This window comes from Caulobacter sp. GW821-FHT05F04, from assembly GCF_059419665.1.
Window position 1 is genome coordinate 101,707 of the sequence record NZ_JBWKSF010000004.1, and the last position, 18,753, is coordinate 120,459.

22 protein-coding genes are annotated in these 18,753 nt (G+C 67.3%); 10 read left to right on the plus strand and 12 right to left on the minus strand.

Translation table 11 applies throughout. From position 1 onward, the window contains the following. The first annotated feature begins 46 nt into the window (after positions 1-46). The 5 genes from AC07R7_RS12070 to AC07R7_RS12090 all read left to right on the plus strand — a co-directional run bounded on the left by AC07R7_RS12070 (position 47) and on the right by AC07R7_RS12090 (position 3,449). Positions 47-727 (plus strand): dienelactone hydrolase family protein, encoded by a 681-nt coding sequence (locus AC07R7_RS12070; RefSeq protein WP_494635311.1) that lies wholly within the window; start codon positions 47-49, stop codon positions 725-727. Continuing rightward, complete coding sequence (locus AC07R7_RS12075; protein WP_494635313.1) at positions 727-1,407, plus strand: dienelactone hydrolase family protein; 681 nt, start codon at positions 727-729, stop codon at positions 1,405-1,407. The genes AC07R7_RS12070 and AC07R7_RS12075 overlap by 1 nt, the downstream gene beginning before the upstream one ends. Positions 1,408-1,438: 31 nt before the next feature. Further along, positions 1,439-1,957, plus strand: coding sequence for a histidine phosphatase family protein (locus AC07R7_RS12080; RefSeq protein ID WP_494635315.1), 519 nt, complete (start codon positions 1,439-1,441; stop codon positions 1,955-1,957). A 96-nt stretch (positions 1,958-2,053) separates the two neighbouring features. Continuing rightward, entirely contained in the window at positions 2,054-2,821 is a 768-nt protein-coding gene (locus AC07R7_RS12085; protein ID WP_494635317.1) for a pepsin/retropepsin-like aspartic protease family protein, read from the plus strand. A gap of 157 nt (positions 2,822-2,978) precedes the next feature. After that, positions 2,979-3,449 carry a GNAT family N-acetyltransferase gene (locus tag AC07R7_RS12090; protein WP_494635319.1) on the plus strand — a complete coding sequence of 157 codons (471 nt, stop codon included), beginning with the start codon at positions 2,979-2,981 and terminating at the stop codon, positions 3,447-3,449. Between the two features lie 115 nt (positions 3,450-3,564). Here the strand turns inward: AC07R7_RS12090 and AC07R7_RS12095 are convergent, their stop codons facing one another. Genes AC07R7_RS12095 through petA form a run of 3 tightly spaced genes read right to left on the minus strand, consistent with a single transcriptional unit; the run spans position 3,565 to position 6,268 of the window. Beyond that, positions 3,565-4,419: a cytochrome c1 gene (locus tag AC07R7_RS12095; protein WP_492836738.1), complete on the minus strand. Its 855-nt coding sequence runs from the start codon at positions 4,417-4,419 to the stop codon at positions 3,565-3,567. A 5-nt stretch (positions 4,420-4,424) separates the two neighbouring features. Then, on the minus strand, positions 4,425-5,711 hold the full coding sequence (locus AC07R7_RS12100) for a cytochrome b (protein WP_492886994.1): 1,287 nt from the start codon (positions 5,709-5,711) through the stop codon (positions 4,425-4,427). 5 nt (positions 5,712-5,716) lie between these two features. Next, entirely contained in the window at positions 5,717-6,268 is a 552-nt protein-coding gene (gene petA, locus AC07R7_RS12105) for a ubiquinol-cytochrome c reductase iron-sulfur subunit (RefSeq protein WP_492886995.1), read from the minus strand. A gap of 205 nt (positions 6,269-6,473) precedes the next feature. Here petA and AC07R7_RS12110 point away from each other — a divergent pair, with 205 nt between their 5' ends. Continuing rightward, positions 6,474-6,938 carry a tRNA (cytidine(34)-2'-O)-methyltransferase gene (locus tag AC07R7_RS12110; protein WP_492886996.1) on the plus strand — a complete coding sequence of 155 codons (465 nt, stop codon included), beginning with the start codon at positions 6,474-6,476 and terminating at the stop codon, positions 6,936-6,938. Here the strand turns inward: AC07R7_RS12110 and AC07R7_RS12115 are convergent. Both AC07R7_RS12115 and AC07R7_RS12120 read right to left on the minus strand, forming a co-directional pair. Further along, positions 6,932-7,354 (minus strand): hypothetical protein, encoded by a 423-nt coding sequence (locus tag AC07R7_RS12115; protein ID WP_492836730.1) that lies wholly within the window; start codon positions 7,352-7,354, stop codon positions 6,932-6,934. The genes AC07R7_RS12110 and AC07R7_RS12115 overlap by 7 nt on opposite strands. Before the next feature lie 91 nt (positions 7,355-7,445). Further along, complete coding sequence (locus AC07R7_RS12120; RefSeq protein WP_494635322.1) at positions 7,446-8,171, minus strand: glycosyltransferase family 2 protein; 726 nt, start codon at positions 8,169-8,171, stop codon at positions 7,446-7,448. A 169-nt stretch (positions 8,172-8,340) separates the two neighbouring features. On the opposite strand from AC07R7_RS12120, the gene AC07R7_RS12125 reads away from it, so the two are divergent. From AC07R7_RS12125 to AC07R7_RS12135, 3 genes are read left to right on the plus strand one after another with little or no spacing between them, the layout of a single operon-like run. Continuing rightward, on the plus strand, positions 8,341-10,029 hold the full coding sequence (locus AC07R7_RS12125) for an ArnT family glycosyltransferase (protein WP_494635323.1): 1,689 nt from the start codon (positions 8,341-8,343) through the stop codon (positions 10,027-10,029). Further along, positions 10,026-10,925 carry a hydroxymethylglutaryl-CoA lyase gene (locus AC07R7_RS12130; protein WP_494635324.1) on the plus strand — a complete coding sequence of 300 codons (900 nt, stop codon included), beginning with the start codon at positions 10,026-10,028 and terminating at the stop codon, positions 10,923-10,925. The genes AC07R7_RS12125 and AC07R7_RS12130 overlap by 4 nt, the downstream gene beginning before the upstream one ends. Further along, positions 10,922-11,287: a hypothetical protein gene (locus tag AC07R7_RS12135; RefSeq protein ID WP_492887000.1), complete on the plus strand. Its 366-nt coding sequence runs from the start codon at positions 10,922-10,924 to the stop codon at positions 11,285-11,287. The genes AC07R7_RS12130 and AC07R7_RS12135 overlap by 4 nt, the downstream gene beginning before the upstream one ends. A gap of 34 nt (positions 11,288-11,321) precedes the next feature. Here the strand turns inward: AC07R7_RS12135 and AC07R7_RS12140 are convergent, their stop codons facing one another. The 6 genes from AC07R7_RS12140 to cysS are packed head-to-tail and all read right to left on the minus strand — an operon-like array spanning position 11,322 to position 16,885. Next, positions 11,322-12,248: a glycosyltransferase family 2 protein gene (locus AC07R7_RS12140; RefSeq protein WP_492887001.1), complete on the minus strand. Its 927-nt coding sequence runs from the start codon at positions 12,246-12,248 to the stop codon at positions 11,322-11,324. Next, on the minus strand, positions 12,248-14,245 hold the full coding sequence (gene thrS, locus AC07R7_RS12145; RefSeq protein WP_492887002.1) for a threonine--tRNA ligase: 1,998 nt from the start codon (positions 14,243-14,245) through the stop codon (positions 12,248-12,250). Before thrS ends, AC07R7_RS12140 begins: the two co-directional genes overlap by 1 nt. Beyond that, positions 14,242-14,496, minus strand: coding sequence for a membrane protein insertion efficiency factor YidD (gene yidD, locus AC07R7_RS12150; protein ID WP_492836717.1), 255 nt, complete (start codon positions 14,494-14,496; stop codon positions 14,242-14,244). The genes thrS and yidD overlap by 4 nt, the downstream gene beginning before the upstream one ends. A 52-nt stretch (positions 14,497-14,548) precedes the next feature. Continuing rightward, a complete protein-coding gene (locus AC07R7_RS12155) occupies positions 14,549-15,010 on the minus strand; it encodes an iron-sulfur cluster assembly scaffold protein (RefSeq protein WP_492836715.1) in 462 nt (153 codons plus the stop codon). Between the two features lie 7 nt (positions 15,011-15,017). Further along, entirely contained in the window at positions 15,018-15,479 is a 462-nt protein-coding gene (locus tag AC07R7_RS12160; RefSeq protein WP_492836713.1) for an SRPBCC family protein, read from the minus strand. A 14-nt stretch (positions 15,480-15,493) separates the two neighbouring features. Beyond that, positions 15,494-16,885, minus strand: a complete 1,392-nt coding sequence (gene cysS / locus AC07R7_RS12165) for a cysteine--tRNA ligase (RefSeq protein ID WP_492887004.1) — start codon at positions 16,883-16,885, stop codon at positions 15,494-15,496. Positions 16,886-17,083: 198 nt separating this feature from the next. On the opposite strand from cysS, the gene folE reads away from it, so the two are divergent. Then, positions 17,084-17,719 (plus strand): GTP cyclohydrolase I FolE, encoded by a 636-nt coding sequence (gene folE, locus AC07R7_RS12170; RefSeq protein WP_492836709.1) that lies wholly within the window; start codon positions 17,084-17,086, stop codon positions 17,717-17,719. A 45-nt stretch (positions 17,720-17,764) separates the two neighbouring features. Here the strand turns inward: folE and AC07R7_RS12175 are convergent, their stop codons facing one another. Continuing rightward, entirely contained in the window at positions 17,765-18,649 is an 885-nt protein-coding gene (locus AC07R7_RS12175) for a DUF817 domain-containing protein (protein WP_492887005.1), read from the minus strand. Between the last annotated feature and the right edge of the window lie 104 nt (positions 18,650-18,753).

Sequence of the window (18,753 nt, forward strand, 5' to 3'; positions counted from 1 at the left end):
GCCGGAGCGGAAACGCCCCGGCCGTTTCTCATTGGGGAGTACGCCTATGTCCGACACCGTCACCCTGACGTCCGCCGTCGACGGCTTCCAGTTCACAGCCCTGCACGCCCAGCCGAACGGCGCGCGGAAAGGCGGCGTGGTCGTGGTCCAGGAGATCTTCGGCCTCGACCAGTACGTTCAGGAGGACGTCGCGCGTTGGGCGGCCCTGGGCTTCGAGGTATTGGCCCCGTCGATCTTCGATCGCGCCGAGCCCGGCTTCGTGGCCGAGCACGACCCCAAGGGTTTCCAAACCGGCGTCAGCTATGTGCAGAAGGTCGGGATCGACGCCATGCTGTCGGACATCCAGGCCTGCATCGACGATCTGGCGGCGCGCGGCCCGGTGTTCGCGGTCGGCTACTGCCTGGGCGGCTCGCTGGTCTGGCTGGCGGCCGGCCGGCTGCAGGGCCTGGCGGCGGGCTCGGCCTATTACGGCAGCATGATCGCCGCCAATGCCGAGCTAGCGCTGAAGGCGCCGGTGATCGTGCACCTGGGCCGCAAGGACGCCCATATCGCCGCCGACGAGGTCAAGGCCAAGGTCGAGGCCGCCCATCCCGACGTGCCGGTCCACATCTATGAGGCCAGCGGCCACGGCTTCAACAACGATGGCCGGCCCGACAGCGATCTCGCCGACGCGGAACTGGCCCGCGCGCGAACGCTGGCGCTGTTCGTCGCCAATGGAGCCGCGTGATGGGCCAGCGGATCCCTCTGGCCTGCAGGGAGGACGGCTCGCCGTTCACGGCCTACCACGCCCCGCCCCAGGAAGCCCGGCGCGGCGGCGTCGTCATGCTGCACGCCATCTGGGGCGTCACGCCGCATCTGCGCGCGCTGGCCGACACCCTGGCCGAGCAGGGCTATGAGGTCATCGTTCCCAGCCTGATGGACGCGGCCGACGCCGACTTTCCGGTCGAAGACATCACGCCGACGATCCTCGACGCGCGGATGGCCATGGGCAAGGCGACCGGCTGGGGCGTCTCCACCCTGCCGCGCGTCCAGGCCTGCATCGACGCCCTGGACGGCCCGGTGTTCGTCATGGGCTTCTGCTATGGCGGCACCACGGCCTGGCTGGCGGCCTGCCGCTGCGAGGGGCTGACGGCGGTCTCGGCCTTCTATGGCGGCGACATCGTCGCCTACCACGACGAGACGCCGAAGGTCCCGACCATCCTGCATTTCGGCAAGACCGACAGCCTGATCCCGCTGGCCGATGTCGACACGATCCGCGGAGCACATCCGGACCTGCCGATCTATCTCTACGAGGCCGGGCACGCCTTCGTGGCCCCCAGCGGCCACCACCCCGACAGCGCCCGCCTGGCGATGCTGCGAACCTTGCAGCTATTCCAGCGCTCGGGCGGCGGCAAGGGCGAGGCTTGAGCACGGGTCGAGCCCCGCCTAGGCTCAGCGGATGATCCGCTCACTGACCGCTCTCAGCCTGTCGCTCCTGCTCGCCGCCTCGCCGGCCCTGGCCCAGACGGTGGTGATCGTCCGTCACGGCGAGAAGGTCTCGCCCAACGGCGATCCGGACCTGTCGCCGGCCGGCCAGGCCCGCGCCCGGGCGCTGGCGGCCAGCCTCGCCGGGTCCAAGGTGGCGCTGGTGCTGGCGACGCCGCTGAAGCGCACCCAGCAGACCGGCCAGCCCACGGCCGAGGCCACCGGCTTGAAGATCGTCCCGATCACCCTGGATGGCGGCGCGGTCGCCCACGCCCAGCGCGTGGCCGAGGCCGCCCGCGAGGCGCCCGCCGACGCCACCGTGCTGATCGTCGGCCACAGCGACACGGTCACCGACATCGCCCGCGCGCTGGGCGATCCCGCGCCGGAGATCCTGACCGACTGCGAGTACGACCACATGACTGTCATCCAGCTGGGCGGCGCGGCGCCCAAGGCGATCCACGCACGTTACGGCGCGCCGACCCAGGCTTGCTGAGTCCTTCGGCGGGATCGTCCCCGCCGGCAGGGTGACGGCGATGGCGGCGGTGTCGAGACCATCGCGCGAACGTCATGGCTGAGCTACGTTGACCCCATGCGTTGCCGCGTAACCGCCCTGGCCCTGTTGTTTTCGCTGCCCCTCGCCGGCGCGGCGCGGGCCGGGGAGACGGCGTGCTGGTTCGAGAACGGAGCCGTGATCGTCCCGGCGGTGATCGCCGACATGGCCGGCGACTATGTTCTCGACCTCTCGGCCCCGCGCACGCTACTGCACGAGACCAAGGCTCAGATGGAGGGCATCACGGCGCCCGAGCTGACTCTACCGGTCGAGGTCGCGGGGCTGAAGGCCCCGGGGGTGTCGGTCAGGGTCGCCGATCTGGACGCGCGAGGCGCCGGCTTCGTCACCCCGATCGCCGGGGTCATCGGGATGGACGTCCTGGCCGGCCACAGCATCGAGATCGACTTCGCCCACTGCCGGGTGCGCATCGACCAGCCGTGGAGCGCGCGCCGACAGGTCGTATTACCGGTCACAGTGATCGACGGCCTGCCGACCCTCGCCGCTGCCGTCAGCGACGGCCCCACGGCCCTGCGCGGGACCTTCGCCATCGACACCGCCTCGAAGGCCATGGCGCGGCTCTCGACACGCGGGGCGGCCGCGACCGGAAAGCTGGATACGAACGCCCGCCACACGGCTCCGGCCCGGCTGCGGGCCCTGTCGATCGGCGGCGTCCTGGCCGAGAATGTCCCCGCGACCCTGGCCGACGACCTGCCGAGCGGCGTCGACGGGACCCTGGGCACGGCGCTATGGGCCCGTCACCGCCTGCGGCTGTCGGCCGACGCCCGCACCTTGTCGGTCGCGCCCTGAGACCTTATGGCTTGAGGCTTGGACGTAGGAGAGCGCCTTTGATCGTCGTCGCCATTCCGTACAGCCGCCGCGGCGGCGACGCGAGCCTACGCGCCTGACGTCCGTCGCTCGGCCTTCGCGCTGATCCCAGCGCGCCTTCTCAAAGCCGAGACCTTTGATGCTTATTGAAGCCCATACCCAAGACTTCGCCGCCCTGCTGCGCGGCGAGGCCCCTGCCCCCTATCGCCTGGCCGACAGCCCCGTGGCGCCGCCCGAGGTGCTGGCCATGCTGAGCGATCTGGCCGACCACATCCGGGCGACCTTCAGCCCCAGCGCCTGGATGATCGTGGAAGACGGCGAGGTCGTGGGCCTGATCTCATCCGTCCAGCCGCTGGACGCGGCCGACCGATCCTTGCTGATCGGCTACGGCGTCGCCCCCACACGCTGGGGCCGAGGCGCCGCCACCCGCGCCGTCGCCGACCTTGCCACCTGGGCGCGAGGGGATGACCGCGTGCTGGCGCTCACCGCGGAGACCTCGGTCGACAACCCCGCCTCCCAGACGGTGCTGAGCCGCAACGGCTTCCAGGCCGTGGGCGAGCGCGAGGACAGCGAGGACGGGTCGCTGATCGTGTGGCGGCTGGACCTGTAGCCCCCAAAGAAGAAGGGCCCGGTGTTTCCGCCGTGCCCTTCGAACTTCAGCTCTAAGTGTCGCCTGGAGCGCGTCGCCGCGCTCCATCTATAAGGCTGAGCCTGCCTAGGCGGGCTCAGTGCGACTCGTTGCGCCACACGGTCTTGTAGCTGGCGTACAGCAGACCCGAGAGCAGGACGAGGTAGATCAGAACGGCGAAACCGGTCTGCTTGCGCTCTTCCAGCTTGGGCTCGGCGGCCCACATCAGGAACGCCGAAACGTCCTTGGCCTGCTGGTCCAGGGTCGACTTGGTGCCGTCGTCGAACGTCACCAGGCCAGCCTTCAGCGGCGGGGCCATGGCGATGAAGCCGCCCGGCGGGACGTGCTCGTGGCTACCCGACCAGGCCGAGGTCAGGTCGCCTGGGAAGTACGGGTTGTAGTGACCGCCGGTCGGAACCTTCAGGCCCTTCGGCGGATCCACATAGCCGGTCACCACCGAGTAGATGTGGTTCGGCCCCTCTTCACGGGCCTTGGCCAGCAGCGACATGTCCGGCGGCAGAGCGCCGCCGTTCGAGGCGCGGGCCGCGGCTTCGTTGGCGAACGGCGCCGGGAAGTAGTCCGCGCTGGTGGCCGGACGCTTGATGGCGTCGCCGGTTTCACCGTCGATGTCGGCGACCTCGTAGTCCTTGGCGATCGCCTTGACCCACGGGTTGTCGTTCGAGTTCGGATACTTCTCGCTGTAGAACGGGCCGCCCTTGTCGCCGAGGTTGCGGAACGCCACCAGCTTCATCGCGTGGCAGGCCGAGCAGACCTCGCGATAGACCTTGTAGCCGCGCTGCAGCTGGGCCTGGTCGAACTTGCCGAACGGGCCTTCGAAGGACCAGTGGACTTCCTTGGCCTTCAGCGCGCCGCCGCTGGCGAGCGCCGGACCGGTGACGCCGACCGTCAGGAGACCGACCGCCGCCGCGAGAACCGAGAGTTTGCGGAGCATCGGGATCAACCCTTATGAGCGTCGGCCGAGAGGGCCGGCGAAGCGATCGAGTCCGGAACCGGCAGGGTCTTTTCGACCAGACCCAGGACCGGGAGCACGACCAGGAAGAAAGCGAAGTAGTAGAGCGAGGCGACGCGGCTGAGCCACACGAAGCTGTTCAGGTCCGAACCGCCCAGCTGGAACGTGGTCAGGTGCGGGATCACCGGATCGTCCGGCAGCTTGGCGCCGCAGAAGCCCAGGATGATGCAGGCCACCAGGAAGAACAGGAAGTAGATCTTCGCGGTCGGGCGGTAGCGCATCGAGCGCACCTTCGAGGTGTCCAGCCAGGGCAGGGCGAACATGCAGGCGATGGCGCCGAACATGGCCAGCACGCCCATCAGCTTGTCCGGCACGGCGCGCAGGATCGCGTAGAACGGCAGGAAGTACCATTCCGGAACGATGTGCGACGGCGTCACCAGCGGGTTGGCCTCGACATAGTTGTCAGCGTGGCCAAGCGCGTTGGGCATGTAGAAGACGAAGAAGGCGAAGAGGATCAGGAAGACGCTCATCGCGAAGCCGTCCTTCACCGTGGCGTAAGGCGTGAAGGCGACAGTGTCGGCCTTCGACTTGGGATCGACGCCGGTCGGGTTGTTCTGGCCGACCACGTGCAGGGCCCAGATGTGCAGGATCACGACGCCCGCGATCATGAAGGGCAGCAGGTAGTGCAGCGAGAAGAAGCGGTTCAGGGTCGGGTTGTCGACCGCGAAGCCGCCCCACAGCCAGGTGGTGATGCTCTCGCCGACCAGCGGCAGGGCGCCGAACAGGTTGGTGATCACGACGGCGCCGTGGAACGACATCTGGCCCCAGGGCAGGACGTAGCCCATGAAGGCGGTCGCCATCATCAGCAGGTAGATCACGCAGCCCAGCAGCCACAGCACTTCACGCGGCGCCTTGTAGGAGCCGTAGTAGAGGCCGCGGAGCATGTGGATGTAGACGGCGATGAAGAACATCGACGCGCCGTTGGCGTGCATGTAGCGGATCAGCCAGCCGTAGTTCACGTCGCGCATGATGTGCTCGACCGACGCGAAGGCGCCCGAGGCGCTCGGCGTGTAGTGCATCACCAGGATGATGCCGGTGATCAGCTGGGAGGCCAGGCACAGCGACAGGATGCCGCCGAAGGTCCACCAGTAGTTCAGGTTCCGCGGCGTGGGATAGTCGACGAACGAGTCATAGCCCAGGCGGATGATCGGCAGACGAGCGTCGAGCCAGCGCTCGATACCGGTCTTGGGTTGATAGGTCGAATGTCCGCTCATCTCGCTTAACCGATCTTGACCTTGGTGTCGGTGAGGAAGGCGTATTCCGGAACCACCAGGTTCAGGGGCGCGGGGCCCTTACGGATACGACCCGAGGTGTCATAGACCGAGCCGTGGCACGGGCAGAACCAGCCGCCGTACTCGCCGCCGCCGAAGGTCGGGACGCAGCCGAGGTGGGTGCAGTTGCCGCCGACGATCAGCCACTGGGCCTTGCCCGGCTTGACGCGCGAGGCGTCCGTGGCCGGGTCCTTCATCGACGCGTTGTCGTCAGCGACGGCCTTGGCGATCTCGGCCTTGGTGCGATTGCGCACGAAGAGCGGCTTGCCGCGCCACTTGATGACGACCTGCTGGCCCTCGGCGACCTTGGTCAGGTCGAACTCGGTCGAGGCCAGGGCCCGCGTGTCGGCGGACGGGTTCATCTGGTCGATGAACGGCCACACCAGAGTCGCTGCGCCGCCGGCGGCGGCCGCGATCGCGGCGATGTGAATGAAGTCGCGCCGGGAGGGATCGCTCCCGTGTTCCGGCTCGGTCGTTGCGCCCACGGCGGTGTCGGCCACCTACGTCACCCTCTAATTCCGCCGGTCCGCGAAAAGCGGTCCGACTTGGAGAAGCGCCTTTCAGCGCCATATCTTGCTCGACCCGCAAGCGGATCTCCGCCACAAGGCAGCGGTCGGATCGTCGTATCGGACGCGCGGACCGAGTCCGCAAGCCCTTTCGATTCCCGGCAAAGCCCCTGCTGCCCTTGTGGTTGGTTCGCTTATTATGCGTATCGCACTTTTTCAACCAGGCATTCCCCAAAACGTCGGTGCGGCCATCCGGCTCTCGGCCTGTTTCGGGGTCGGGCTCGACGTGATCGAGCCCTGTAGTTTTCCCTTGGATGACAAGAGCTTGAAGCGCGCGGCGCTGGATTATGGGCCGCTGACGCACCTCACGCGCCACGACAGCTGGGAGGCTTTCCTTAAGGCGCCGGAGCGCGTTGACGGGCGCCTGCTGCTCTTCACGACCAAGGGCGCCACGCCCTTCCACAGGTTTTCGTTCGAACCCGGAGACACGCTGCTGTTCGGCAACGAGAGTCGCGGCGCGCCCGAGGACGTCCACGCGGCGGCGCAGGGCCGCATCGTCATCCCGATCCGGGCGGAGACGCGCTCGATGAACCTGGCGACGACGGCGGCGATGGCGCTGGGCGAGGCCCTACGGCAGACGAGCGGGTTTCCGGGAGATCAGTGATCCCCGAAATCCACGTCCCGCCGCGCGGCGACGATCGTCACGATGAAGCCGGCCAGCACATCCAGCAGCACCATCAGGGTGATCAGGAAGAAGGTCGAGGTCGCGAAGGCCGGAAAGAGCAGGAACTCGACCAGGCACAGAATGAACAGCACCATCGACAGCGAGTGGTTGATGATCGCGATCTTGCGGCTGGTCGTCGATTTCAGCAGTTCGACGAACAGCACCACCAGCGAAGCGGCCAGCAGCAGGTCGCCCAGGCTGACGCCCCACTCGGCGCGCGAGGTCATGTGGATGGTGAACAGCCGGTCGGTCATGCGGACGCTGGCGTCCGCGGCCTTGAAGCCGCCCGTCAGGGTCAGGGCGATCAGATTGTAGATGATGACCGGCAAGGCCAGCAGCGGAACCGCAGCGAACATCGAACTTCCCCCTACGGCGGATGCAAGCCGCCGTCTTGGTTAAGGCGTAGCCGGAATCTGGCCGGGGGTGAAGCGGCCTCGCCCGCTAAGCTTAAGCTTCGTCCACGCCTTGGGGATCGCGGGCCCGCGACTGCAGCCACATCACGCCCAGCAGGTCGGAGATCGAGGCCTTGAGGCGGCCGAAGTTGGTGTATTTCGACACCCCGCTCTCGCGGTGACGATGGTTCACCGGCTGGAAGCTCACCTCATAGCCCTCGCGCAGCATCAGGGCCGGGATGTAGCGGTGGATGTGATCGAAGTACGGCAGGCGCAGGAAGGCCTCGCGACGGAAGGCCTTCAGCCCGCAGCCGGTGTCGTTGGCGGTGTCCTTCAGGAGACGCTTGCGCACGCCGTTGCCGAACTTGGAGGCGAAGCGCTTGGCGCTCGAGTCCTGGCGCTTGACCCGCTCGCCGCCGACCAGGGCCAGGGTCTGGGGACCAGCCTGCAGGGTCTTGGCCAGGCGCGGGGCGTCGGCCGGATCGTTCTGGCCGTCGCCGTCCAGGGTGACGATGATCGGACCGCGCGCGGCCAGGATGCCGGTGCGCACGGCGCGGCTCTGGCCGGAGTTCTTGCGATGGCCCAGCACCCGCAGTTGCGGGATCTCGGCCTTCAGCGCGACCAGGCGGGCCTTGGTGTCGTCGCGGCTGGCGTCGTCGACGAAGATCATCTCGTAGTTTTCGCCGGCGAAAGCGGTCGCAATCTCGTGCGCCAGCTTCGGAGCGGCCTCGCCTTCGTCGAAGACAGGCACGACGACGGAAAAATCGGGGGTGGCGTTCATCGGCTTCTAATAGCGGAAAAATTCGTCAAGGCCTTTCCTTTTCAAAAGCCTACCTTTGAAAAGGACAAAAAGGCCTTGATTCAAAAGGTTAGAGCGCGATTGCCGCCGAAACCGGCCTCCACTTTCGGCTATCGCGCTCTTGCGAAAGGATCGTGCTAAACGTGGCCGCATGACGCTTGAATCTCGCCTGGATGACTGGAGCCGCGGGTGGCGTGGCCCTGTGTTCGCCGCGCTTGTCGCCCTGATCGCCGGCCTGCCCGGCCTGTTCGCCATGCCGCCGCTGGACCGAGACGAGTCCCGCTTCGCCCAGGCCACCTCCCAGATGCTGGAGACGGGCGACTACGTGGTCATCAAGTTTCAGGACCAGCCGCGCTTCAAGAAGCCTGTCGGCATCCACTGGCTGCAGGCGCTCAGCGTCAAGGCGTTCTCGGACGCGGAGGACCGACGCATCTGGGCCTATCGCATCCCGTCCCTGCTGGGGGCGATGCTGGCGGCGGCGGCCTGCGCCTGGGGCGCGGCGGCGCTGTTCGACCCGCGCACCGGCCTGCTGGCCGGCTCGATCCTGGGGGCGACCTTCCTGCTGTCGTCCGAGGCGTTCATCGCCAAGACCGACGCGGCCCTGTGCGGAACCACCACCCTGGCCATGGCCGCCCTGGCCCGCGTCTACGCCGCCCAGTTGAGGGGCGAGAAGGCCGGAAAATGGACCAAGCTGGCCTTCTGGCTGGGCCTGTCGATCGCGGCGCTGATCAAGGGTCCGGTCGGCCTGCTGGTGGCGATCTTCGCCCTGGTCGGCCTGGCCCTTTGGGACCGCAAGGCGGCCTGGATGAAGGACCTGGGCTGGACCTGGGGCCTGATCCTGTTCGCGGCCATCTGTCTGCCGTGGGCGATGATGATCACCGTCGCGACCGACGGCGCCTTCTGGGGCGCGGCCGTAGGGGGCGATCTGGCGCCCAAGCTGGCCGGCGGCCAGGAGGGTCACGCAGGTCCGTTCGGCTACCACGCCCTGCTGGCCCCGTTGCTGTCGTTCCCGGCCACCCTGCTGCTGCCGGCCGGCCTGGCCGTGGCCTGGATCAAGCGCGACGAGCCGGGCGTGCGCTTCGCCGTCTGCTGGCTGGTCCCGACCTGGCTGATGTTCGAGATCCTGCCGACCAAGCTGGTTCACTATGAACTGCCGGCCTATGGCGCCCTGGCCATGCTGATGGCCGCCGCCGTGCGCGAGCCGCTGGGCAATCTGGTCCGCTGGATCGGCGGCGGGCTGTCGGTGCTGATGGGCGCGCTGCTGGCCGCTGTCGCCCTCTATGGCCAGATGCAATTCGGCGCGGGCGGAGATCTGGCCTGGACGGCGGTGGCCGCCGGCCTCGCTCTCGCCGCCGGGATCGCCGGCGCGGTGCTGCTCCTGCGCCGCCACTCGGCCCGCGCCCTGGTCACGGCAGGGGTGTTGGGCATTGGCGCGCACGTCGCCCTGACCGCCGGTCTGATCCCACGCCTGGAGCCGCTGTTCCTGTCCAAGGACGTCGCCGACGCCCTGGACCGCACGAAGCTGTCGCCCCGCTCGGGCGCGGCCGGCCCGGTGGCCGTGACCGGCTATGCCGAGCCCAGCCTGATCTTCCAACTGGGCACGGCCACCGAACTGACCAACGGCGAGGGCGCGGCCCAGGCGGTCGTCGAAGGCCGCCCCGCCGTGGTCGAGGGGCGCGAGGAGAAACCCTTCCGCGACACCCTGGCCGGCCTTGGCCTGACTCCCCATCCCGTCGCCACGGTCGAGGGGCTGAACTATTCCGACGGCGACCAGGAACGCCTGACCATCTACCGCGGCGAGCCCCAGGCTCCTGCTCCTGAAGACGAGGTCCAACCGTGAGCCGCTTCATCCAGATCGTCGAGGTCGGGCCGCGCGACGGCCTGCAAAACGAGAAGCTGTCCCTGTCGGTCGACGAGAAGCTGGACCTGATCCGCAAACTGGAGGCCGCCGGCGCCAAGCGCACCGAGGTGGTGTCGTTCGTGAATCCCAACCGCGTGCCGCAGATGGCGGGCGCGGAAGAGATCATGGCGGCTCTGCCGGCCGACCTCGAGCACTCGCGGATCGGCCTGGTGCTGAACATGCGCGGCTGGGAGCGCTGTGTCGCCGCCCAGTGCGACGAGGCCAATGTCGTGGTCTGCGCCTCCGACGGCTTCGGTCTGGCCAACCAGGGCGCGACGGTGCGCCAGCAAATCGATGCGCTGGCCGCCATCGCCGAGCGCCAGGCGGTCGAGGGCGGCCCGCCGATCACCGCGACCATCTCGGTGGCCTTCGGCTGCCCGTTCGACGGCGAGGTGTCCGAAGACCAGGTCGTGGCCATCGTCCGCGAGGCCGCCGCCCTGGGCGTAGCCGAGATCGCCATCGCCGACACCATCGGCGTCGCCGATCCCTGGACCGTCCGCAAGCGCATCGAGGCCGCGCGCGCCGCCGCGCCGGACACGCGCCTGCGGATGCACTTCCACGACACCCGCAACACGGGCCTGGCGAACGCCTATGCCAGCGTCGAGGCTGGGATCGACGTGCTGGACGCCTCGGTCGGCGGCCTGGGCGGCTGTCCGTTCGCGCCGAACGCCACGGGCAATATCGGAACCGAGGATCTGGTCTACATGCTGGAACGGGCCGGCTTCGAGACGGGTTACGATCTGGCGGCCCTGATCGAGATCGGCCGCGAGATCAGCGCCAAGCTGGGCAAGGCCCCCGCCTCGTCCCTGGCCCGCGCCGGAGGCTTCCCCGCATGATCCGCCTCGCCGCCCTGCTGACCCTGGGCCTGGCCGCCTGCGCCGCCGCGCCCGTCGACGACGGTCCCGCCGCCCGCTGCGACGTGACGATCAAGTTCGGCAGCTACGGCATGGGGATCGATCAGTCGCTGGCCGCGACGGTTGCCGGCAGGGTCAAGACCGACCCCGACATCGCCCGCTCCGAACGCAAGCCCTGGGGCCGCGAGGGCGAGTTCGACCAGTGCCTGACGGTGAAGACGGGCCGCGACGCGACGGCGGCGTACCACCGCTACAAGGCTCTGCTGCCGGCGAAGAGTCTGAAAGCTCCGACGTCGATCGAGGGGCCGGATGGGCTGCGGTTCGAGACGATCGGACCGATGTAAAGAACGCCCCTGCTTAGAGAGAGGCGTTCGAACCCTAGATCGGCCGTCCCGTCAGCTTCCACAGCAGCGGCCGGCACACGGACATCAGCATGATCGCCGGGGCCAGCAGCACCGCCGCCGCGAACAGCTGCAGGCTGTCGGCGCGCTTGATGAAGTAGCGGGTCAGGCCGACGCCCTTGTGGAACTCGACCTTCAGCGGGTGTTCCTGGCTGGTGTGGCCCAGGTGGATGACCTGAGCGTCGGGCTGGAACAGCACCTGGCCGCCCGAGCGGCGCGCGCGCCAGCACAGGTCGATGTCCTCGACGTGCAGGAAGTAGCCCTCGTCGAAGCCGCCCAGAGCCTCGAAGTCGCCGCGGCGCATGGCGAAGCATGCGCCCGAGATGGTCGGCATTGGCACGGGCGCGCACGGCAGCGGCTCGTTCTCGCGATGAATCTCGAAGCTGGCCAGCTGCGGATGACGACGCGTGAACTGGCCAAAGCTGAGCACGGTGGTCATCGGCGTGACCTCGCCGCGGCGGCCGCCGCGCTGCTCGGAGCCGTCGACGTTCAGCACCCGCGCGCCGACCACGGTCGGGGTCGGCTGGCCCTTGAAGGCCGTCACGAGGGCGGACACGCAGCCCGCCTGCAGATTGGCGTCGGGATTCAGGAAGACGATGTACTCGCCGCCCGCCGTCGAGGCGCCCATGTTGGCGCCGCGGGCGAAACCGATATTGCCGTGGCCCTGCTTGAGCACGACGCGCGGCTCGGTCAGGGCCAGCGAACGCAGCATGTCCTCGTCGCGCCCGTCTGACCCGTTGTCGACGATGACGAACTCATCGACCAGCGGCTCGGCCAGGACATGCCTGATGCTCTGGGCCAGCGCCTCTCCCGTCCGATAGACGACCATGACTACGGATACGTTCGGACGGGCCGGACGCGCACCAACGGCAAGGGTCGAGACGGACGGGAGGATGCTATTCATCAGGCGGTCGCAGCCTCTGGAGCGGGTTTGGCGAGCCCCAATCTGGCGGCTTCTTGGACGCGGGCGATGTCGGGCGGGGTGGCGTCGGCCTTCAGCACGCGGAGGGCTTCCTCCAGCGGCAGGATATTCTGACCTTCACCGCCAAGGCGACGAAGGGCCAGTTGACCCGTCTCGGCTTCCTTACGACCCACCACTGCGATCACGGGCACCTTGGCGAGGCTGTGCTCGCGAATCTTGTAATTGATCTTCTCATTACGCAGATCCACTTCCGCGCGCATCCCCAAGCTGGTCAATTTCTCGACGACCTCACGGGCATAGTCATCGGCGTCGGATGTGATCGTGGCCACGACAACCTGCGTCGGCGCGAGCCAAACAGGCAGGGCGCCCGCGAAGTTTTCCAACAAGATGCCGATGAAACGCTCGAAGGACCCCAAGATTGCCCGGTGAAGCATCACCGGACGCTTCTTCGAACCATCCTCCGAAACGTATTCGGCGTCCAATCGTTCCGGCAAAACAAAATCAAGTTGCAGCGTGCCGCACTGCCAGACACGGCCAATGGCGTCCTTCAACGAGAACTCTAGTTTCGGGCCGTAGAAGGCGCCTTCACCTGGTTGCAGCACCAAGGTCTCGCCCGCTGCCTCGGCGGCGGCCGACAGGGCCGCCTCGGCCTTGTCCCAGACCTCGTCCGAGCCGGCGCGCAAGTCCGGACGCGTCGAGAACTTGGTGTCGGCCAGCGTCATGCCCAGGTCGCTATAGACGCTGCGCAACAGTTCGATGAAGCGGGCGCTTTCCTCCGTGACCTGCTCTTCGCGGCAGAAGATGTGGGCGTCGTCCTGCGTGAAGGCGCGCACGCGCATGATGCCGTGCATGGCGCCCGAAGGCTCGTAACGGTGGCAGGCCCCGAACTCGGCCATGCGCAGCGGCAACTCGCGATAAGACTTCTGCCCGACGTTGAAGATCTGGATGTGGCCGGGACAGTTCATCGGCTTGACCGCCAGGATCTCGCCCTCGGCGCTCTCGCACATGAACATCGCGTGGCCGAACTTCTCGGCGTGGCCCGACTTCTCCCACAGGCTCTTGTCGAGGATCTGCGGCGTCTTCACTTCCTTGTAGCCGGCCGCGTCGAGGCGACGGCGCATATAGTCCTCGAGCACGCGGTACAGGGCCCAGCCCTTGGCGTGCCAGAACACCATGCCCTTGCCCTCTTCCTGGATATGGAAGAGGTCCATCGTCTTGCCCAGCTTGCGGTGATCGCGGCGCTCGGCTTCCTCGATGCGCTTCAGATAGGCTTCGAGGTCGGCTTCCGACGCCCAGGCCGTGCCATAGATGCGCTGCAGCTGAGCGTTGTTCTGGTCGCCGCGCCAATAGGCGCCGGCCAGCTTCGTCAGCTTGAAGGCCTTGCCGACGTGTTTCGTCGACGGCAGGTGGGGGCCCCGGCACAGGTCCTTCCACTTGTCGCCCTGGTGATAGACCGTGATCGTGTCGCTGGCCGGCAGGTCGCGGATGATCTGGGCCTTGTAGCTTTCGCCCATGGCCTCGAAGTCGGCGATGGCGGCGTCGCGATCGACCTCTTCACGACGGATCTTCTCGTCGCGATCGACGATCTCCTTCATGCGCTTTTCGATCGTTTCCAGATCGTCCAGGCTGAACGGCTCGTCGCGCGCGAAGTCGTAGTAGAAGCCGTCCTCGACGTTCGGGCCGATCGTGACCTGCGTGCCGGGGAACAGCTCCTGCACCGCCTCGGCCAGCACGTGGGCCGTGTCGTGGCGAATGGTGTCGAGGACCTCGGGCGCCTCGCGCGTCAGGATCTCGAACTTGCGCTCACCCGCCAACAGGTCGGGCGTCAGCGGGCGGTCGAGGTCAAGCACCTGGCCGTCCAGCTTGATCAGCAGGGCCTTCTTTTCCAGCGACTTGGAGATGGCGGCGGCGACGTCGCGCCCGCTCGAGCCATCGGGGTACTGACGGACGGAGCCGTCGGGAAAAACCAGATCGATCATTCTTCACATATCCACTTGCGTGGCTGGCGTCCCGGCGGCGGCGGGTCATACCCCGAGCCACCTAACGGATTGCAGCGGCAAATCCGTCGCAACGCCAACCAGGACCCCTTGAGCGGGCCATGATCCTTGAGGGCGGCGGCCGCATACTCCGAACAGCTCGGCGCGAAGCGGCACTGCCGCCCGATGAGGGGCGAGAGCGTCAACTTGTAGGCGCGAAGGCCAAGGTCGACGATGCGGTCGTAGAAGGTCATGCCGGCGCGCGACTTTGTTGCAGTGCGGTTACACACTCCCCGGAGAGAGGGATCAAGCCGCGCCGGCGGTGCTAGTTCGCGTTTCGGAGACAGCTGTGGCCTTCCGGACAGCCTCGACGGTCGCCTCGAACGCCAGCAGCGTCGAGGCGTGACGGGCGGGATAGTCCTTGACCGGCTCCAGCACAGCGAGCTCCGCGAACCGGCCCGCGGGAGGCGAACCGTTCATCTTCAGCATAGCGGCAAGAGAGTCGCGCGCCAACTCGATGTCGGAAAGTTCCGCACCGATGACATTCGCGCCCAGGATCGCGGCGGCGGCCTGGCCCAGGGCGCAGGCCGAGACCTCCTGGGCGTAGTCGACCACCTTGCCGTCCTCGACCACCACGTCGACGACGATCCGGCTGCCGCACAGCTTGGCGTGCTTCTCGGCGCTGGCGTCGGGCGCGGGCAGGCGTCCGGCTCGCGGCATGTTGGCCACGAGCGTCAGGATTCTGGCGCTGTAGAGGTCGTCGATCATTGGAAACTCAAGATGGGGTCTTCTGGCGCTCGGACCAGATGGCCTCGGCGCGATCACGGACGGCTTCGCCCATCTGCGTGAAAGCGGCCCGCAGTTTGCGGCGCTCCTCGCGGCTGACGAACCGCAGCAGCAAGCCCATGAACAGCTCGCCGTTCGAGAAGGTCGAGTTGCTCGGACCCATGCTCTCGATCTCGAGATAGCGGATGGCCGTGACGAACCCGCCGATCCGGCTGGAGCGCCAATGCAACTGCTCGTACGGCACCCAGTCCTGGACCACCGGCGTGATCACCGTGGCCGGCTGGCCGGGCAGGTGCTGCTCCAGGGTGAGATTCGTACCGATCTTCAGCTGCCCCTCGGCCTTGCGGTAGAGCGGGTTCCATGTCTCCCAGGACTCGAATTCCGAGACGATCTCCCAGACGATCTCGGCGGGGGCCTGGACCCCGATACGGTGCTCTACGGCGCGCTTCATCGGCTCGCTAACCCTTAGTCCTTCATTCGCCAGGTGGCGCCCGACGGGCCGTCCATCACCACCACACCCAGGGCGTCGATCTCGGCGCGGATGGCGTCGGCGGCGGCCCAGTCCTTGGCGGCGCGGGCGGCCAGACGCTTGGCCAGCAGGTCTTCGACCTGAGCTTTCAGCTCGTCGGAGGCGTCGCCCTCGAACCAGCTGTCCGGGTCGGCCTGCAGGAAGCCCAGCAGGGCGCCGGCTTCGATCAGGCGAGCCTTGTTGGCGGCGATGGCGACCGTGTCACCGGCCGTCACGGCCTTCTCGATCAGGCTGGAGACCTCGAAGAAGGCGGACGTGGCCAGCGGCGTGTTGAGGTCGTCCATCAGGGCGGCGACCACCTCTTCCGGGGCTTCCATGGCCTGGTCCAGCGGCACGTCCTTGGCGCGGCGCAGGGCGCCGTACAGGCGGTCCAGCGACTTCTTGGACTGTTCCAGCAGCTCCGGCGTCCAGTCCAGCGGCTGGCGATAGTGGGCCGAGAGCAGCGCCCAGCGGATCACCTCGCCCGGGACGTTCTTCAGCAGCTCGTGCGGAATGACGACATTCCCCAGGCTCTTGGACATCTTCTCGCCGGCCATGTCGAGAAAGCCGTTGTGCATCCAGTAGTTGGCCAGCACCGGCGTCTTGTGGGCGCAACGGCTCTGGGCGACCTCGTTCTCGTGGTGCGGGAAGGCCAGGTCGATGCCGCCGGCGTGGATGTCGATGGTGTCGCCCAGCGTCTTCTCGATCATGGCCGAGCACTCGATGTGCCAGCCCGGACGGCCCGCGCCCCAGGGGCTTTGCCACTCGGGCTCGTTCTCCTTGGACGGCTTCCACAGCACGAAGTCGGCCGGGTGGCGCTTGTACGGCGCGACCTCGACGCGGGCGCCGGCGATCATCTCGTCCAGCGGACGGCCCGACAACTGGCCGTAGTCGGGGAAGCTCTGGGTGTCGAACAGCACGTGGCCGTCGGCGGCGTACGCCGAGCCGTTGTCGACCAGTTTGCCGATCATCTCGACGATCGCGCCGATATGGTCGGTGGCGCGCGGCTCCAGGTTCGGACGCAGCGCGCCCAGGGCGTCGGCGTCGGCGTGATAGGCGGCCAGGTAGCGCTCGGTGATCACCGAGATATCGACGCCTTCCTCGGCGGCCTTCTTGTTTATCTTGTCGTCCACGTCCGTGACGTTGCGGGCATAGACCACCGCGTCCTCGCCATAGAGGCTGCGCAGGACGCGATAGAGCACGTCGAACACCACCACGGGACGGAAATTGCCGATGTGGGCGTGGTTCCAGACCGTCGGACCGCACACGTACATCGTCACCCGCTGGGGATCGGCGGGAACGAAGTCGCGCTTCTCGCGCGCCAGGGTGTCATGGATCTTCAGGGTCATTGGGTCGCGGCAACCTAACGTAACGGAGGTGTTGCCCCCGAAAGGGGCCGGCCCCATATATCTTCCTGATACGGTAAGGGCCATGTCGCGATGCGTCTAAATCGCTCCCCGCGCCGTATATGAAACGGGTGGCACGCGTAATTCCGGAGCGACAGGCGCTTCGGCGCAACTCAGCCCGTGGAAAGACCTCTGAAAAACATGGACGCTTTGTCCCGCGAGCGAACCCTGATCGGCTCTGAAACCGGTCTTGATCTTGAACCCGCCCAGCGCCCGACCCGAGACGAGGCCATGGCCGCCGTCCGGACCCTGCTGGCCTGGGCCGGCGACAATCCGGACCGTGAAGGCCTGCTCGATACGCCCCAGCGCGTGGTCGACGCCTATGGCGAGTGGTTCGCCGGCTATCACGGCGATCCGGCCAAGGAGCTTTCGCGCACCTTCGAGGACGTCCAGGGCTACGACGACATGGTCATGCTGCGCGGCATCGACGTGCAGAGCCACTGCGAGCACCACATGGCGCCGTTCCTGGGCAAGGCCTGGGTGGCGTACATGCCGACCGGCAAGGTCGTCGGCCTGTCCAAGCTGGCCCGTCTGGTCGAGATTTTCGCCAAGCGTCTCCAGACCCAGGAGACCATGACCATGCAGGTCGCCGACGCGATCGAGGACCACCTCTCGGCCGCCGGTGTCGCCGTGCTGATCGACGCCGAGCACCAGTGCATGAGCACCCGCGGCGTCCACCACCATGACGTCTCGACGATCACCACCCAGTTCCGCGGCGTGTTCAAGACCGACAAGGTCCTGCAGCAGCGGTTCATGGACCTGGTGACGCGGAAGTAAAAAACGAGACCTCCTCCCCCGTTCAGGGGAGGAGATCCGTTAAGTCTAGGCCGCGCGCCAGATCCCCTCGCGCAGCCGCGCCACGCAGGCGTCCACCGGGCGGTGGACCAGCGTCACCAGCACGAAGCTGATCAGCATCAGAAGATACCAGGCGCCCATCTTCTCGATCGGCACCAGATGCCAGCCCTGGGCCTGGTTGGGATAGATCCAGGCTCCGGCGAAGGTGCCCAGGTTCTCGGCGAACCAGATGAACAGCGACACCAGGACAAGGCCCATCAGCATCGGCATGCGGCGGGCGATGTGGTCCGGCGTGAACACGAACCAGGTCCGGCCGAACAGGATCGCCGACAGGGCGAACAGCCCCATCCGGAAGTCGACGATGTAGTGGTGGCTGAAGAAGTTGGCGTAGATCAGCACCGCCAGGATGTGGGTGCTCCAGAACGGCGGATAACGCACGAAGGTGATGTCGAAGAGCCGCCAGATCCGCGCGATGTAGCTGCCGACGCAGGCGTACATGAAGCCGGTGAACAGCGGCACGCCGCCGATCCTCAAGAGGCTGGGCTCGGGATAGATCCACGAGCCGTGGGCGGTCTTGAACAGCTCCATGATCGTGCCGACGACGTGGAACATGAAGATGACCAGCGCCTCGTCCCAGCGCTCCAGCTTCAGGGCCAGCAGCATCGCCTGGATGGCGACGGCGGCGATCACCAGAAAGTCGTAGCGCGCCAGCGGCGCGTGCTCCGGCCAGAACAGATGGGTTCCCACCATCAGCGCCAGCATCAGGCCGCCGAACAGGCAGGCCCAGGCCTGCTTCAGCCCGAACAGCAGGAACTCGTAGGCATAGCCGTTCCAGCGCGACTGGCGCGCCCACGGCCTCGCTTTCACGTCCAGCGCCGCCACGCCGGCCTTGATGCGGTCTTTCAGGTTCATCGCGTCCCCCGGAGCGCGACGCCGCGCTCCAGCTTTCCAAAAAGCCTGCTCAGGCAGGCTTTGCGGGGCGGGAAACTAGCGCACGGCCTCGCCCTGCGCCATAT